At 48.6% G+C, this 16,241-nt stretch carries 16 protein-coding genes; all 16 read right to left on the bottom strand.

Going from position 1 to position 16,241, the window contains the following annotated elements; all coding sequences use genetic code 11:
• Window positions 1-50 precede the first annotated feature (50 nt).
• The 16 genes from ggt to HPY27_RS10005 all read right to left on the bottom strand — a co-directional run bounded on the left by ggt (window position 51) and on the right by HPY27_RS10005 (window position 16,176).
• The gene (gene ggt, locus HPY27_RS10080; protein ID WP_174224901.1) at window positions 51-1,661 is read right to left on the bottom strand and encodes a gamma-glutamyltransferase; all 1,611 of its coding nucleotides are present in this window, start codon (window positions 1,659-1,661) and stop codon (window positions 51-53) included.
• Between the two features lie 315 nt (window positions 1,662-1,976).
• Complete coding sequence (locus tag HPY27_RS10075) at window positions 1,977-2,507, bottom strand: chromate transporter (protein WP_017249659.1); 531 nt, start codon at window positions 2,505-2,507, stop codon at window positions 1,977-1,979.
• A complete protein-coding gene (locus HPY27_RS10070) occupies window positions 2,504-3,085 on the bottom strand; it encodes a chromate transporter (RefSeq protein ID WP_017249658.1) in 582 nt (193 codons plus the stop codon). The genes HPY27_RS10075 and HPY27_RS10070 overlap by 4 nt, the downstream gene beginning before the upstream one ends.
• Window positions 3,086-3,109: 24 nt before the next feature.
• Entirely contained in the window at window positions 3,110-4,096 is a 987-nt protein-coding gene (locus HPY27_RS10065; RefSeq protein ID WP_026043174.1) for an ABC transporter ATP-binding protein, read from the bottom strand.
• The gene (locus HPY27_RS10060) at window positions 4,093-5,067 is read right to left on the bottom strand and encodes an ABC transporter ATP-binding protein (RefSeq protein ID WP_026043173.1); all 975 of its coding nucleotides are present in this window, start codon (window positions 5,065-5,067) and stop codon (window positions 4,093-4,095) included. Before HPY27_RS10060 ends, HPY27_RS10065 begins: the two co-directional genes overlap by 4 nt.
• A 35-nt stretch (window positions 5,068-5,102) precedes the next feature.
• Entirely contained in the window at window positions 5,103-5,933 is an 831-nt protein-coding gene (locus HPY27_RS10055; RefSeq protein ID WP_017249657.1) for an ABC transporter permease, read from the bottom strand.
• Window positions 5,933-6,889, bottom strand: a complete 957-nt coding sequence (locus HPY27_RS10050; protein ID WP_017249656.1) for an ABC transporter permease — start codon at window positions 6,887-6,889, stop codon at window positions 5,933-5,935. The genes HPY27_RS10055 and HPY27_RS10050 overlap by 1 nt, the downstream gene beginning before the upstream one ends.
• Window positions 6,890-6,930: 41 nt before the next feature.
• Window positions 6,931-8,493, bottom strand: a complete 1,563-nt coding sequence (locus HPY27_RS10045; protein ID WP_174224900.1) for an ABC transporter substrate-binding protein — start codon at window positions 8,491-8,493, stop codon at window positions 6,931-6,933.
• A gap of 114 nt (window positions 8,494-8,607) precedes the next feature.
• Entirely contained in the window at window positions 8,608-9,084 is a 477-nt protein-coding gene (locus HPY27_RS10040) for an Lrp/AsnC family transcriptional regulator (protein ID WP_017249654.1), read from the bottom strand.
• Window positions 9,085-9,325: 241 nt separating this feature from the next.
• The gene (locus HPY27_RS10035) at window positions 9,326-9,796 is read right to left on the bottom strand and encodes a nucleoside deaminase (protein ID WP_017249653.1); all 471 of its coding nucleotides are present in this window, start codon (window positions 9,794-9,796) and stop codon (window positions 9,326-9,328) included.
• A 70-nt stretch (window positions 9,797-9,866) separates the two neighbouring features.
• On the bottom strand, window positions 9,867-11,753 hold the full coding sequence (locus HPY27_RS10030; protein ID WP_017249652.1) for an ABC transporter permease: 1,887 nt from the start codon (window positions 11,751-11,753) through the stop codon (window positions 9,867-9,869).
• Window positions 11,728-12,498 (bottom strand): ABC transporter ATP-binding protein, encoded by a 771-nt coding sequence (locus HPY27_RS10025; protein ID WP_007729857.1) that lies wholly within the window; start codon window positions 12,496-12,498, stop codon window positions 11,728-11,730. The genes HPY27_RS10030 and HPY27_RS10025 overlap by 26 nt, the downstream gene beginning before the upstream one ends.
• A 67-nt stretch (window positions 12,499-12,565) precedes the next feature.
• Entirely contained in the window at window positions 12,566-13,582 is a 1,017-nt protein-coding gene (locus tag HPY27_RS10020) for a sensor histidine kinase (protein WP_017249651.1), read from the bottom strand.
• Window positions 13,579-14,277, bottom strand: a complete 699-nt coding sequence (locus HPY27_RS10015) for a response regulator transcription factor (protein WP_017249650.1) — start codon at window positions 14,275-14,277, stop codon at window positions 13,579-13,581. The genes HPY27_RS10020 and HPY27_RS10015 overlap by 4 nt, the downstream gene beginning before the upstream one ends.
• Window positions 14,278-14,840: 563 nt before the next feature.
• On the bottom strand, window positions 14,841-15,356 hold the full coding sequence (locus HPY27_RS10010; RefSeq protein WP_017249649.1) for a sigma-70 family RNA polymerase sigma factor: 516 nt from the start codon (window positions 15,354-15,356) through the stop codon (window positions 14,841-14,843).
• Between the two features lie 298 nt (window positions 15,357-15,654).
• Window positions 15,655-16,176 (bottom strand): GNAT family N-acetyltransferase, encoded by a 522-nt coding sequence (locus HPY27_RS10005; RefSeq protein WP_254612866.1) that lies wholly within the window; start codon window positions 16,174-16,176, stop codon window positions 15,655-15,657.
• Window positions 16,177-16,241: the final 65 nt, after the last annotated feature.

The raw sequence follows: 16,241 nt of genomic DNA, 5'->3' as shown, positions 1-16,241 counted from the left end.
CCGAAGCATCGCTTCGGCTCTTTTTGATCCTCTTCCATTCTCCTCTTTCATTACCAAGCTGCAATACAACTATCCGTACGCATATCAGTACCACCACTCAGCACACCATTTTCATCACGCCAAATGATTTGACCGCGCCCGAAGTAATTGCCGAGCTGCGCCCACTTGATGGTATGGCCCCTGCGCTCCAAGGCTTGTGCCAAATGCTCCGGGAAATGACGCTCCAGCTCCACCGTTTTGCCTTCCATCCACTGCCAGCGCGGTGCATCGAGCGAAGCTTGCGGATTGAGGTGGAAGTCGATCGTGTTCATGACCACCTGTACGTGTCCTTGTGGCTGCATGAAGCCGCCCATTACGCCGAATGGCCCCACTGCTTTTCCATCCTTCGTCAAGAAGCCCGGGATAATGGTGTGGAACGTTCTTTTGCCTGGCTCCAAGCAATTGTCATGAGCAGGGTCCAGCGAGAAGTTATGACCGCGGTTTTGCATGGCAATCCCCGTCCCCGGCACAACGACCCCAGAACCAAAGCCCATGTAATTGCTTTGGATAAAGGACACCATGTTGCCCTCACCGTCAGCAGTCGCCAAATAGACCGTGCCGCTCGTTTTCGGCTGACCAGGCTCTGGCGTCAAGGCTTCATGACCAATCAGTGCACGGCGAGTGGCAGCGTATTCCTCTGACAACAATGCTTCCTTGGAAACTTTCATTTTGCTCTCTTCTGTGATGTATTTCAATCCATCGACAAATGCCAGCTTCATCGCTTCGATTTGCTTGTGATACGTTTCCGTCGTGTCTTTTGCGTCAAAATCAAAGCCCTTCAGAATGTTCAGCGCCATCAGACCGATCATTCCTTGCCCGTTCGGCGGGATCTCCCACACATCATAGCCGCGGTAGTTGACACTGATCGGCTTCACCCATTCCGGCTCATAGGCAGCTAGGTCTTCTTTGCGCAAGTAGCCGTCACACTCCCGGGAAAACGCGTCAATCTGGTCTGCCAGCTCTCCGCGATAGAAGCTCTCTGCATTTGTTTCCGCGATTTGACGCAGCGTCTCAGCATGACCCGGCGACTTCCAGATGTCGCCCGCTTTTGGCACCTTGCCATCTGGCGTAAAGGTGGAGAACCAATGTGCGAACTCTTCTCCTTTGCATAGCTGGGAAAACTTTTTGTGTGCGGCATTCCAATAATGCGCCAATGTTGGTGATACCGGATAGCCATTCTCCGCATAATCAATCGCTGGCTGCAAAACCTCTGTCAGTGGAAGACGTCCAAAACGCTTGGACAAGGCGGCCCACGCAGCAGGTGCGCCTGGTACCGTGACAGGTGTCCAGCCGTAGGTCGGCATTTCTTCCAGACCTTTTGCTTTTAATGCCTCAATGGAGATTCCTTGTGGAGCAGGCCCGCTTGCATTCAGTCCATGCAGCTCGTCTTTGATCCACACGAGGGCAAATGCGTCTCCCCCGATGCCGTTCGAGGTCGGTTCTACTACAGTTAGGCACGCAGCCGTTGCAATCGCCGCATCCACCGCATTTCCGCCCTTTTTCAATATATCGAGACCTGCTTGTGCCGCCAGGGGCTGCGAGGTCGCCACCATGCCGTTCTTGGCAAAAGTCGTCACACGCTTCGATGGGTATGGGTATTCCATTGCGTCATAGTTAACCATGATTTATGCCTCCTTAAGTAGTTCTTTGTTAGCCAATATGAAAACCTATGAGAGTCCTTTTGGTTTGAGTCAACATAGTGGAGGAGAAGAAAAAGCACAGTTCTCTTCGACTCTGACACGCCAGCAGGGGGGAATTACTGTCCGTCTCCACTTCAAAAAGGGGACCGTCGAGCCAAAGCCACCCTACGGGCGGAAGTTTCTCAGGGAAGAGGTGTTCGACAACCTTGCTCCCCTTTTTGAAGTTCCGACTGGGTAGGCGTTGTCAAGGTCTACGAGCCCTGTGCTTTTTCTTCCTACCAGCTTACGTAAACTTTCCTAGCCGATGAAAACAAACCCGTAAGCCATCGCTCCCAAAATGACAAAAGCGGGATGGACCTTCCATGTTTCGAGCAGAAGGTAGGATGCCACTGTCAAAATCCCTGTTTGCATCCAGCCGATTCCCTCGACTGCGCCCATCAGGAATTGATACGTCATCGTTCCAAGCAAAACAGTAACGACTGGCCGTACCGATTGGGTCATCGCTTTTACCTGTGGAGCACTGCGAAATAAATTAATAAAGCCCATCAATAAGACCATCGCAATCGCTGTTGGAGCTACCGTTGCCAATAACGCGACTACTGCACCCGGTACACCCGCTACCTGATAGCCAATGTACCCAGCGAGCTTGGTCGCGATTGGGCTGGGCAGCGCATTTCCTACCGCCAACACTTCTCCGAATTCCTGTACAGTCATCCACTGGTAATGGTCAACCACTTCATTTTGGATCAACGGGATGCTCGGTGGTCCTCCCCCGTACCCCAAAATGTTGGAGATGAAAAAGGCCCAAAATAATTGCAGGTAAATCATGCTACTCCCTCCTTGCCATCCTTGTTCTTGCGCTTGCGGACAGACCAAGTAGAGTAGGCAAATGAAACGGCCAGCGCAATTCCTACTACGATGCCCGGATGCCAATCAAGGAAGAGCAACGCTACGAGTGAGAGGGCGAGTGAAAGGCTCACACCTGCTTTGCTGGACGCTCCCTTCCAGCCCTTTGAAAGGAATTCCCATGTAAGGACGCCTGTCATGACTGCGATTACGGGACCGATTGCCTGGATCATGCCGTATACACCCGGCGCATCCTTCCATTGATAAATGACTTGCAGCAAACCGATCATCACAAGCACGATTGGCATCACTACTGCGATGTTTGCCACCAATGCACCCTTCCAGCCTTTTACCCGATAGCCGATAAATGCGGCCAGCTTGGTCGCAATTGGTCCTGGAAGAGCGTTGCCGAGCGCCAGATTGTCGGAAAAGTCCTCATCTGTCACCCATTTGTACTTTTTCACGCATTCGGTGTAAAAGAGAGGAACCATCGTAGGTCCTCCCCCAAACCCGAAGATTCCGATGCGGAAAAAGGCGAGAAATAATTGCCAGTAAATCATAGCTGTACCTCCATCCTTGCCAAGCTAGCGGATAAGTTCGCCCGATTGCACCAAATGACAGGATACCAGTTGGCCCTTGCCGATGTCTGACAGACTGGGCACCTGCGTCTTGCAAGTCTCTGTCGCATATGGACAACGCGGATGAAAAGTGCAGCCGCTCGGTGGATTTGCTGGACTCGGCAAATCGCCTGTCAACAAGATCCGTTCGCGCTTTTGCCGTGGTTTCGCTACTGGAACAGCCGAGAGCAGCGCCCGTGTATACGGATGACTCGGATTCTCAAATAGCGTCCGCTTGTCAGCAATTTCTACGATCCGTCCCAAATACATCACCGCGATCCGGTCGCACAAGTGCTTCACGACCGACAAATCATGCGAAATGAACATCAGGGTCAGATTGAATTCTTTTTTCAAATCCTTCAACAAATTGAGTACCTGTGATTGAATCGATACGTCCAATGCAGATACGGGCTCATCGGCAATGATCAGCTTTGGTTTTACGACCAGTGCGCGGGCGATTCCGATCCGCTGTCTCTGCCCACCGGAAAAATCGTGTGGGTGGCGGTTCAGATGTTCTTTTCGCAAGCCAACGACCTGAATAATCTCCTCGATGACTTTTTCCCGCTCTGCCTTTGTCCCGATGTTGTGCACCATCAGCGACTCCATCAAAATCTGCTTGATCGTCATCCGTGGATTCAGCGAAGCGTATGGGTCCTGAAAAATCATTTGCAGGTTCCGCCGCATGACGCGCATTTCTTCTTTTGGAAGTTTCGCTAAATCTTTGCCGTCAAACCAGACTTCTCCTGCTGTCGGCTCCAAGAGGCGTAGAATCGTTCGGCCTGTCGTAGACTTGCCGCAGCCCGATTCTCCTACAATCCCAAGCGTTTCACCCGGATACACGGTCAGATCAATACCATCGACTGCTTTTACATGTCCCGTTGTCCGCTTCAAAAATCCACCCTTGATGGGAAAATGCTGTTGCAGCCCTTTTACTTCTAAGAGAGGTGTCGTCATGCCTGTTCTCCCTCCTTCGCGTACAGCCAGCAGCGACATTTTTGATTGTCCAGTTGCAAGAGTTCAGGGGGCTTTTCGTGACAAATCGCTATCGCTTGCGAACAGCGCGGGGCAAAACGGCAGCCCACTGGCATTTGATACGGCAGGGGAACTGCTCCTGGAATGGTTTCCAGATATTCGCGCTCTTCGTCCAGCTCCGGAATCGAGTTCATCAGACCGATCGTATACGGATGCTTCGGACTGTCAAACAGCGTATCGACATCTGTCTCCTCTACGACTTGCCCTGCATACATGACGATCACGCGGTCACACATCTCGGCTACTACACCCAAATCATGCGTAATCAGCATGATGGAAGTTCCTGTCTTTTCTTTTAAATCGCGCATCAAATCGAGAATTTGCGCCTGAATCGTCACATCCAGTGCCGTTGTCGGCTCGTCTGCAATAATCAGCTTCGGATCGCAGGACATCGCCATCGCGATCATTACACGCTGGCGCATCCCTCCTGATAGCTGATGCGGAAACTCTCCGTAAATCTCTTCTGCACGAGGCATTCCGACTGCTTTTAGCATCGCAATCGCCCGTTCCTTTGCCTCTGCCTTCGTTACCTTGCGATGCAGCATGACTGCTTCCTCAATTTGTTTGCCTACAGTATGCAGCGGATTGAGGGATGTCATTGGCTCTTGAAAAATCATCGCGATTTCGTTACCGCGTACACCTTGCATTTCTTTTTCCGACAGCGCAAGCACGTTCTTCCCATTGAAGCGAATCGATCCTTCCGTGCTTCCGTTGGGCGGCAGCAAGCGCATGATCGACAGGCTGGTTACACTCTTCCCACAGCCGGATTCGCCCACGACGCCAAGCGTTTCACCAGCACGGATAAAGAAGTCGACGCCGTCCACGACACTGACGACACCGCTGTCCGTGCGAAAACGGGTTCTTAGCTGTTCCACTTCCAAGATGGTCGTCATCTGCTCCACTCCTTTTCTCCCGTGTAGGGCATTCATTATTTACGTGCGCGTGGGTCCAGAACTTGCTGTAGACCATCCCCCAACAAGTTGAAGCCCAGCACGACTAAGAAGATGGCAATCCCCGGATAAAATGTCGCATAGGGCGCGACGGACATAAGTGTTTGTGCTTGGTTTAGCATGCTTCCCCAGGAGGGAGTCGGCGGCTGTACACCCAATCCGAGATAGGACAAGGATGCTTCTGCGATAATCCCGGATGCCATTGCCAACGTCGCTTGAATCACAATGGGGTTCATGGCGTTCGGCAAAATGTGGCGGAAAATAATGCGCGCATCCTTTACCCCAACCGAACGTGCTGCTTGAATATACTCCATATTTCGAAGCGAAAGAACTTGACCGCGTGTAATCCGTATAAAAGCAGGGGCAAAACCAATCCCAATCGCTAGCATGGCATTCCCGAAGCCTGAACCGAGCACCGCCGAAATCGCCAGAGCCAAAATGAGAAACGGAAAGGCTTGCATTGCATCGACGCTCCGCATGACGATCCACTCATCCCAAAAGCCGCGGTAGTAACCGGACAACAGTCCAATCGGCACCCCTATCAGCATTGCAATACCGACTGAGATCAGCGCTGCCTGAATGGAAATGCGCGCCCCGTAAACAACACGGGAGAAAATATCCCGACCGAGATCATCGGTCCCAAACAAATGCTCACCATCTGGCGCTATCAAAATTTTGTTATAGTCTTGTGCATTGGGGTCGAAGGGTGCGATCAGCGGCGCGAAAATCGCCACGAAGATCAATCCGAGGATAATCACCGCTCCGATGACGCCCAAGCCATTCCGGAGAAATTTGCCCACGGTTTTCATCACTCACCTGCTCCTTTCCCAGCCTTGATGCGCGGATCAATGACAGCGTACAAAATGTCGACAATCAGGTTCACCAAGACAACGAGAACCGCAGAAACAAGAATGGCTCCTTGAACCGTTACATAATCACGTTTGAAGACAGATTCCACAATCAGACGGCCAAAGCCAGGAATCGAAAAAATCGACTCGGTAATCACCAGACCACCTAACAAGCCTGCGATCATCAAACCCGAGGTCGTTACCACTGGAACCATCGCATTTCTTAGCGCATGCCCCAGAATCGTGCGAGCCTCATTCAATCCCTTCGCTTTCGCTGTCCGAATAAAGTCCATGCTCACAACATCGAGCAAAGAAGAACGTAGCATTCGCATCAATACGGCAGATTCCCGCAAGCCTGTTGCCAAACAGGGCAGGATCATAGCCATCAGGTTTTGTGTAGGATTCTCGGAAAAAGGTACATAACCGGATGAAGGCAGCCATTGGTTTTCCACGGCAAAGAAAATAATCATCATCATCGCCAGCCAGAAGCTGGGGATACTCATACCGCCTAGCGCAGTAAAGGTACTCGTATAGTCAATCCAGGTCCCGCGTCGCACTGCCGCGAGAATTCCCGCAGGAAACGCAATCAGAATCGCTACCAAGAACGTTCCGATCGTCAATTCCACGGTAGCTGGTAGTCTTTGCATAATTAAGTCTGCGACCGGCACACGGTCCGTAATCGATATTCCCAAATCACCCGTTACCACTTTTCCTAGCCAGGAAAAATATTGCACCACGATCGGCTGATCCAACCCCAGCTCGGTTCGCAATGCCGCATAGGCTTCCGGTGTCGCTTCCTCTCCTAAAATGACCCGGGCAGGATCGCCCGGGATCATATGAATCAAAGAGAATGTCATAATCGACACCAGCAGGAGAATCGGGATTGTCAGCAATAGACGCCTGACTATGAACATCATGACAATTCCTCCTTGCTCTTGCTGTTATAGTGTTGCGCTACCTATTGCTTGTCCAAATTGGCTGTACGGATCAAACCATCTGGAACATAAGTAAAGCCAGTTACTTTCTTGTTCATGCCGAGCAGTACATATTGGTGGTACATATAGGCATAGCCCGCTTCGTCTTGCAGCAATGTAGCAGCTTCGTCATACAGCGCCTTGCGTTTTGCTTCGTCCAGCTCACCACGTGCTTTGATAACCAGTTCATCCAGCTTTGGAATGGAAATACGGCCATCGTTGTTGGATGTATCTGTTACGACGAAGTCATGGAAGTTTTGGTCAGGGTCCTGACGTCCAGACCAGCCCAATTGCATCGCTTCAAATTCACCTTTATCGCCCGTTTCGATCAATTGTCCATATTCCAATTTTTCCAATGTCACATTGATGTTGTGTTGTTTCAGCATGTTTTGCAGTACCGCACCCAGTTGCTCATTCTCTGGAGAAGTAGAGATGTACAGCTTAAAGTTAAATCCGTTTGGTTGACCGCCCTTCGCGAGCAAATCCTTGATTTCCGCTGCATCTGGCGGCTTCGGTGTGTTCAGTGCTTCATTGTAAGCCAGACTGCCTTTTGTAAATGCTGCACGAGCCGGTGCCGCATAGCCGTTAAACAGCACTTTTACCAGAGCATCACGGTCAATGGCACGATCCACAGCCTGACGGAGGTACTTGTTATCAAACGGCGGGCGGGAGTTGTTCAAGTAAAGCCCTTGGTAACCCATTCCGGATTCCGCCACCAATTGCAGGTTCGCATCGCCTTTGATTGCAGGAATTTCTTTTACAGGTGTATCATCGATGATATCCAGCATGCCGGAGCGCAGGTTTTGCACCTTCGCTGTTCCGTTCGTAAATACTTTGTAGTTCACTTCATCGATCTTCACTTGACCATTCCAGTAGTTTTCATTTTTCTTCAGTGTCACGTGATCGCCTTTTACTTGTTCAACAAATACGTATGGGCCTGTACCAACCGGATGATTGAGGTATTGATCGCCATGTTCCTTCACTGCTTTTGGAGATACCATAATGCCCGAACGGTCTGTTAAGACGGACAGGAATGGAGCGAAAGGCTCTTTCATCTGGATTTTTATGGTATTCTTGTCCACTACGGCAACGGAATCTACGAATTTCAATTCGCCTTTCCGACGAGACTTCTCATCGTTCATGTTACGCTCGAAGTTGAATTTCACTGCCTCAGCGTCAAACTCGGTGCCATCGTGGAATTTCACACCCTGCTTCAGCTTCAATGTATAGGTCTTGCCGTCTGGCGTTACTTCATAGGATTCCGCCAGCATTGGCACTATTTTTCCTTCTGAGTCGATATCAAACAGCTTGTCATAGAGGCTCGCGTATACTTGACGGTCGTACAGCGATGTCGAGGTGTTTGGGTCCATTGACGGCGGATCTGCCTTTAACCCAATATTCAGTACTTTTTTTCCGGAGGCTGGCGATGTTGTTGCGGCTTTGCCGTTATCTGTACTCGCACTATTTCCTCCTCCACAGCCTGTTACCAATAAAACTGTCCCCAGAACAGCACCGAGCATTGCTTTGCTCACTTTGGTCGAAAACATAGGATGACCCCTTTTCTCTCGTTTTTTCTCCGGTTTCTTCCCAGAATCGTTCGGCATTCATAATCCCAGCGGATTTTCGCCCGATGGCATTCCCCCTTCCAAGGTCACCCATGCCTAACGGATAAAGTTATACTTGGACTTCAGTATTTTCAATTCGTTAATCACATTCGTTTTAGAGATGCCAGGAATCTTGTGCAGCTTTTTGAGTAAAAATTGCGATAATTCTTCGTAACTTGTTACGAGCACCTGTGTGAAAAGCTGATATTCACCAGAAGTGAGTACGATGAGCCTAATCTCAACGGTGTCCGTTAATGCAGCAACCACATCGTCCAGCTTTTCCGCATCCACAGCCACTTGAATCATCGCCTGTACGTGAAACCCTGCCTTGACTGGATTGACAATACCGACCAGACTCAGGGCACCTTCGTCCTGCAATTGCTGGACGCGCATGCGGATCGTCTTTTCCGTGACCCCAAGATCCTTTGCAATCTGAGTAAACGGCAAGCGCGCATTTCCTTGCAAAGCTCGAATGATCCCGTAGTCGATGTCATCTAAATCAGGATAAAGTGATCTACGAAAAGTCTCTTCCATACAAACACACCTTTATTCGTCTTTTTTCAACAATATTCAACCTTGTTACGGCTCAATTACGGAAAATATGGTCGAATTTCATAATGATTGTTGTTACTATAATACGATTATCGACATAGCGCAATACTTTATCTGAAAATTTCATTTTGAAAGCATTTTCATTTTATTTTCTCCTTTCTACCTATTCTTACTATAAATAAAACGAAAAAAAAGAGCCTACTCCGCTAGGAGAGGCTCTCTATTAATATTCGATACGGTCCGGAGATTGAGACCATGCTTGAAATGGACTCTGTCTATTCGCAAGATTGATTCTCTGAAAAGGAATGCTGCGTTCCTCATGAGGGAGAACGATCTGCTCATAAATAAACCGATCGTCAAAACCAACATGCGCCGCATCTTCCTTCGTGCAAGCGTAATAGACATTGCGCGGTCTGGCCCAATAGATGGCTCCCAGACACATCGGACATGGCTCACAGCTCGTATACAAGTCACAATCGTTTAACTGAAAAGTTTGGAGATGACGACATGCTTCTCGAATCGCTTGGATTTCGGCGTGTGCCGTAGGGTCATTGCTCGTCGTCACTTCATTGCGTCCTCGTCCAATTACGTGTCCGTCCTTCACGACAATAGCTCCAAACGGTCCGCCTATTTTCTCACGTACATTTTCAAACGCAATCTGAACGGCTTGACCCATCCATGCCTCCCGTTCCATCCGCTAGCCCCCTCGCATCCTTCTCCTTTTATCCTATGTCCCTGCTTATCTGGACATGCTGGAAAAGTCACTAACGGTTCATCGATTGCTTTAAATGGAACAAGTAACGGTTTCGAATGATCCAGAAATACACACCTTGAACAATGACAAAGCTGCACAATACAATCGCAGTCGGTTTAACCACAGACGCGACAAGAATGAGCTTCAACAAGCTTTGCAGGGAGACGAACGCCACCATACTGTGAATAATGGCCACCACAATCGGCACGAAGAACAACAGGGCAACCTGGGTCGTCACGATACGCGTCAGCTCCGCATCCGTGAGTCCGATCTTGGAAAGCGAACCATAGTGCCGTTTGTCGTATTCCAGGTCAGTATACAGACGGAAATAGAGAAAGCTAGCAGCCGCTACAAAGAACAACACGCCCACAAACAACCCGATAAAGAGTCCCATGTTCGCCATTTGTTTCATGGAGTGGTAGTATGGCGCACGAGCTGAAAACGAGTAATTATCTTCGAAATGACTAATATCTTCCTGAAGCTTGAGACTAAGATCCTGCGTTTCCTTCCATCTTGGCACCTCGTACACAAAGCGCTCTTCTTCCTTCATTTTCGGAAGCTGGTCAAACACCTGATTCGGTACGACAACCAATCGCTCAAATTCAATCCCTCTGATCAATGGAGTCATATTCGTATCTGTTTTGACTGCGAGCTGTGCCTTCCCCACTTGCAGCGTTTTGCTCGCTACCGAATCACCAATCCAATTGAGCAGTACGAAGGCCTCTTTATTCGTCATTTCGAGTACAGTCGAATTGGACGCTACCGCCAGCCGGTTATAGTCAGACAGCCTGACTACTCCAACCCTTTCCTCCTGAACCAGTTCTGGCAAAACTCTCATAGCCACTTGATATTTTTCGAAAGAAAAGCCACTTTGCTGCAAGCTCGTTTCGATTAACGACAAATGTTTCGCTCTCTCCTCATCGCTTTGTTTGGACTGGTATTCAAACGCAAATGGATGTGTTTTCATCACCGTAATCTGAATCGACCCAGCCAACGCTGCCAGCGTGCCAATCGCACAAAAAGCAACGGTAGAGACGATGCTGACCAAAAAGAACATCCGTGCATTATCCTTCATCCGATAGGCCAAATCAGAGAGCGTCAGGAGATTCGTACCTTTCCAATAGAAAACGCGACGCTTCTTCAGAAAATCGATGAAGATGACGCTCAGCTGAGTAAACAACAGGTACGTTCCGACAGTCGTCAGCGCAATGACCGGAAGCATCAGCACGAGCACATTCACGCCGTCAGCCGTGAGGGCTAAGGCATAGCTCATTCCCAACAAAGCTACTGCGACCAGAGACAGCACTAACGATGCCCTCGGCTCACGCTTAGACCGACCGCTCCCTTGCAACAGATCCAACAGACTGCGGCTTCGCAACACGAGGACGGTAAACAGCGAAATGGCTGCGTACAAGATGAGAAACGCCACCACTGTCAAACCGATCGCTTTCCACGGGAAGTAAAACCCAAGTGCTTTTACATCCAGCAAAAATCCGGCAAATTGGAAAAACAGCTTGGCGAGAACCAAACCGAGCCCAATCCCGATAGCAATCGAGACAATGCCAATCAGCATGTTTTCCATAAAAATAAGTGTATTCCGCTGCAACGGTGTCATGCCCTGGATAAAAAGGATGCCGAACTCCTTCTCCCTCTTTTTCAGGAAAGCACCGACACAATAAAAGAGAAAAAAGAAAGAGAACAGAAAAATGACGTACTCAGCCGCCATCATTCCAGTGGCTACGGACTCATGAATCTCCTGTCCGATAATTTCCGGATGAAAAATGAACATCGCATAGACGAAAAAGATTAAGACAGAAAAAACGCTACTCATAAAAAACGCAGCGTACATCCGTTTATTTCGTACAACGTTATTACACGCGAATTGTCGAAAGGTCATAAGTGTTCCCTCCCAAAAACGACAACGAGTCAATAATTTTCTGGAAGAATACCTGTCGACTCTCACCGCGATACATCTCGTTATGGAGCTGGCCGTCTTTAATAAAAATCACCCGATGGCAATAGCTGGCCGCCAAAGCATCATGCGTCACCATCATCATGGTGGTATTGTCTCTCTTATTGATCGCTTCCAGTGTCTCCATCACATTGCGCGAAGACTTGGAATCAAGATTTCCTGTCGGCTCGTCAGCGAGCAAAAGCGATGGGGAATGAATGATCGCTCTGGCAATGGCCGTCCGTTGGCGTTGCCCCCCAGACACCTCGAAGGTCCGCTTTTCCAAAATGTCCTGAATCCCTAGCTTCTCTGCAACACTTTGCAGCTTTTCTTCCATGACCGATACTTTCTCATTGTCCAGCGTCAGCGGCAACACGATATTTTCCCCAATCGTCAACGTGTCCAAGAGATTGAAATCTTGAAACACAAAACCGAGCTCACGGCGACGAAACAGAGCGAGTTTATCTTTTTTTAAATGATGCGGATTCGTACCGTTCAAAAGAACCGCACCAGAGGTTGGTGTATCAATAGTGGAGATCATGTTTAATAGCGTAGTCTTGCCACTGCCTGAGGGGCCCATAATACCGACGAATTCACCCTTGCGGATCGAAAAATCGATATCGGTCAGCGCGCGGTAGGTCACCTTGCCCCCGTATATTTTACTCAAGCTATTTACAGCAAGCATTTCCATGCGCCATTCCCCTTTCTTGCACTTCCAAATTCAACTATACGGAAGTGCGCATAGTCCAGCCATCGAATTAACTTTCAGCTATCTTACTTTCTTGTAAGGTTGGTACGACAGCAGACAAGACGATCCGTACGGTTGTCCCCTCGCCCACTTCTGATTCCATTTCCACCCCATGATGGAGCCGCCCGCAAATTTCCTTCACCAAGTACAGTCCCATCCCGGTAGACTCAGGGTATTTGCGCCCGTTTTCTCCCGTAAAATACGGCTTAAACACGCGGCGAATATCTTCGACAGGGATCCCGATTCCATAATCCTGTACTTCCAGTATGGCATGTGCTCCGCGTTCATACGCACGAATGGTGACCTTGTTGCTTTTTCCTGCTGAATAACGAACGGCATTCGTCAACAATTGGTTGAGGACAAAAGCAAGCCACTTATCGTCCGATTCCACTCGCCAATTTTCATCCACTTTTACCTCGGGATACACCTGGTTGCGGATAAACAGCCGCTTGTTTTCAGCCAACACATTCTGCACCAAGGAACGCAGAGTTACGGGCTCAATCAGGAAGTCCTGTTCAAATCGGTCGAGGCGAGCTATGTACAAAACGGTTTCCAGTCCACGCTTGATCCGGTCCACTTCTTCACGGACGCTCTCAGCTGTTGGATCGTCTTCATTTTGCAGCAACAGATGAATAACCGAAATCGGCGTCTTCATCTGATGAACCCACTGCTGAATAAACGTCGTATGGTCCCGTTGCTTGTTTTCATAGGCATGCAGCTGTTCTTTGTAGATTCGGTACTGCTCCTGACTGATATCATCCATCGCGCGGCACAACGGCGAATTCCCGTATGTCTGGGTCAGTTCCTCTAATGACTCTACCGGCTTGCTCAGTCGCTGATAGATTGTGCGGTGAGACAAATAACGGATGGCGAGAAAAGCCCCCGCAAAAAAAACAGATAAAAACATAACGTAGATCATCAATGACTCATTCCAGTACCCATCCATTGCAAAAATCATAATCAATAAGATCAATTGGATTAGAAAAAACGCTGCGAATGGCCATTGATCTCGAAGGAACAGCTTCATTGCTCTTCCTCCCAAGTTGCACGCAAGCGATAACCGGAACCGCGAACAGTCTCGACAGCTCCCTCTAAGCCCAAGTCCTTCAGCTTGCCGCGCACGCGTGTGATGTAGACATTCAGCGTGTTTTCATCGACAAACTGTTCATCCCACAGCTTTTCTAGCAAACGCTCACGGCTGACGACACGCGGATGTTGATTCATCAAGGCTTCGAGCAGTAGCGCTTCCTTTTTGCTCAGCTCGATTTTGGTATCGTACATAGATAGCTCCATTCGCTCCAAAAACAGCTTGAGCCCCGCCACTTCAACCGTACGCTCTCCTTCTTGCGGAGCATATTGTCCGTAAGCCCGACGTAGCTGACTGCGGATTTTAGCCAAAACCACATCGTAGTCGAACGGCTTTGTGATATAGTCATCGGCCCCATTTTCCAAGGCCATCACCTGGTCCATTTTACTTTCTCGTGCAGAGATGAACAGGATCGGGCAGTTGGACTCTTGGCGCATTTGCCGGCACCAATAAAATCCATCAAATTTCGGTAGATTCACGTCCAACAGAACCAAATCAGGGCGCGACTGGGTAAATACCTCCATGACTCTATCGAAATGTTCAACATTGACTGTTTGGAATCCGTATTTTTCCAGTTGCTCTTGCAGCAGCTGGTTGATTTTCGGGTCGTCTTCTACAATCATAATTGTGGACATCACTCATACTCCTCTCGTCTTGAGTCTCCTCCATTTTATTCTTTACTATACCATTAGAAAACTAGACTACGCCAAGCATTTGGCGTTTCTCGTACTTAGATGTCTACTGAAAGAACGGCTTGTGCGTTGCTGTTGTGGAGGGGAGGAAACAGGAGAAAACGCTCAGCTTCTAGGGCCACCCGCTCTGGGATTGACTGCCCGACTCCATGCAAAAACCGAAACCGCGTCCAAAGTTGTCCTTTCAGGATGTGTTTCAGAGGTGGACGCTTAAGGGCGTGTTTCGATTTTTGCATTGCGTCTCGGTCGGTGTCCCTAAGATCTTCGCTTATTTCTCCTGCTTCCTCTACGAGCTTTCCTACTTAAACGTTTTTAAAAGACTTAAAAGAATGTAAGGATGTCATCAGTAACGATAGAGAAGAATATTTCCAGGCGTAGCGACTTGTGAAGTCCTACCGAACGGACAGTCTTAGCCCCCAGCAGGACGGAGCCTGGAGCCTAGACTGGAAATATTCTTCTCTCCACTACAGCCACATAGTAAAAAAGGAAGGACTGTTGTCCTCCCTTTATGCTTGTGCCTCCATCAATTGCTGCAATTTCTTAATCCCACGGAAGTGCAGGATTTTCACCGAAGCCTCTGTCTTACCCAAGATTTCCGCGATCTCATTCATTCGCAAATCTCCGAGATAACGCAGAGCAATCACATTGCGTTGATCCTTTGTCAGCGTGTGCACCTTATCCCACAAGCCCTCGGTTGTCTCCTGATTCAGAAGGCACTCCTCCGGCAGCTTATCTGTTGCGACCATATTGCTAAATGTGTCCTGATCTACCGGGCTCTCCCGCTTCTTACGCATGTAGTCAATCAAAGCATTGTGCGCAATTCGGAAAATCCAGGCGCCAAAAGGATGGCGGCCATCGTACTGCTCAAGCTTGGAGTACACCTTAATAAACACAGTCGTTGTCAGGTCTTCCACATCCCAGACGTTTTTTACCCGGTAGCGGAAATAGCGATATATTTTAGCAGAGTAATCTTCGTAAATTTGTTGGTGATTTAATTTTGGATACATGATTGCTGTCGTCATAATCGATCTCCCGTTTCTGATCCGTATGAATTGATTTCATTGTACGGTTGAAACGAAGCAGGAACCATCGAGTTATATTTCAGGAAGCTTACACTTTTGTAAGGTACTTCTGGACTCGTTGTAAGCTCGCACAAGTAGGTACGGAAGAGGTTTCATATCGGTTACAACTTTCAAAAGAAATCTTTAAAAATTCCTTAAGGAATTTTTTAAGTTGTCTTCAAAACCATTTTTTGATGGGGGAAAAGTCCTGCCGCATGTTTTCTAGTTTACTTTCGCATCAGTTAGCTCAGCTCAGTTATCAATGATATTCATAGCCTTTTGCTATTGAAAAGATATGGGTATCAGTTAGTTCTCCTGAGTCATTTCGATTAACATTTCGTAAAGTACCCTCCAACGTAAAACCCGCCCTCTTAGCTACAGCTATACTTGCGTTATTCCGAGTATCACAGCGAATTTCAAGACGGTTAGCTTCCAACTCAGAAATGGCAAAGCCAACGATACCTTTTACTGCCTCTGTTATTAGACCCTCACCCGTACGCGATGTGCGTAGCCAATATCCAATTTCAAATTTGCGTACATTCCAATCAAAGCGATGGAGTCCACTACTGCCCACAAACTGCCCTGTGCTCTTTTCAAATATATGAAGTACTAAGTCTGTGCGCTCTAGAAAATTGAGCCGGGCCTTACGTACGTAGGCTTCCGAATCGTCAATGGATGGGAGGTTTTTTACAAACGGAAGCCAGGGGCTCATTTCATTTACACTCTCACGTATGGCTTCATTTACAAATTGACCATCCCCCCATTGCGGTGCTCTAATCAATAATCGCTGAGTTTCTAAATGTTACGGAAAAGAGAGCAGTAATGGATTCATATTCGTCCTCCTTC

Source organism: Brevibacillus sp. HB1.1, from assembly GCF_013332445.1.
GTDB classification, from domain to species: domain Bacteria; phylum Bacillota; class Bacilli; order Brevibacillales; family Brevibacillaceae; genus Brevibacillus; species Brevibacillus porteri.
This window is presented reverse-complemented; position numbering and strand designations above follow the sequence as displayed.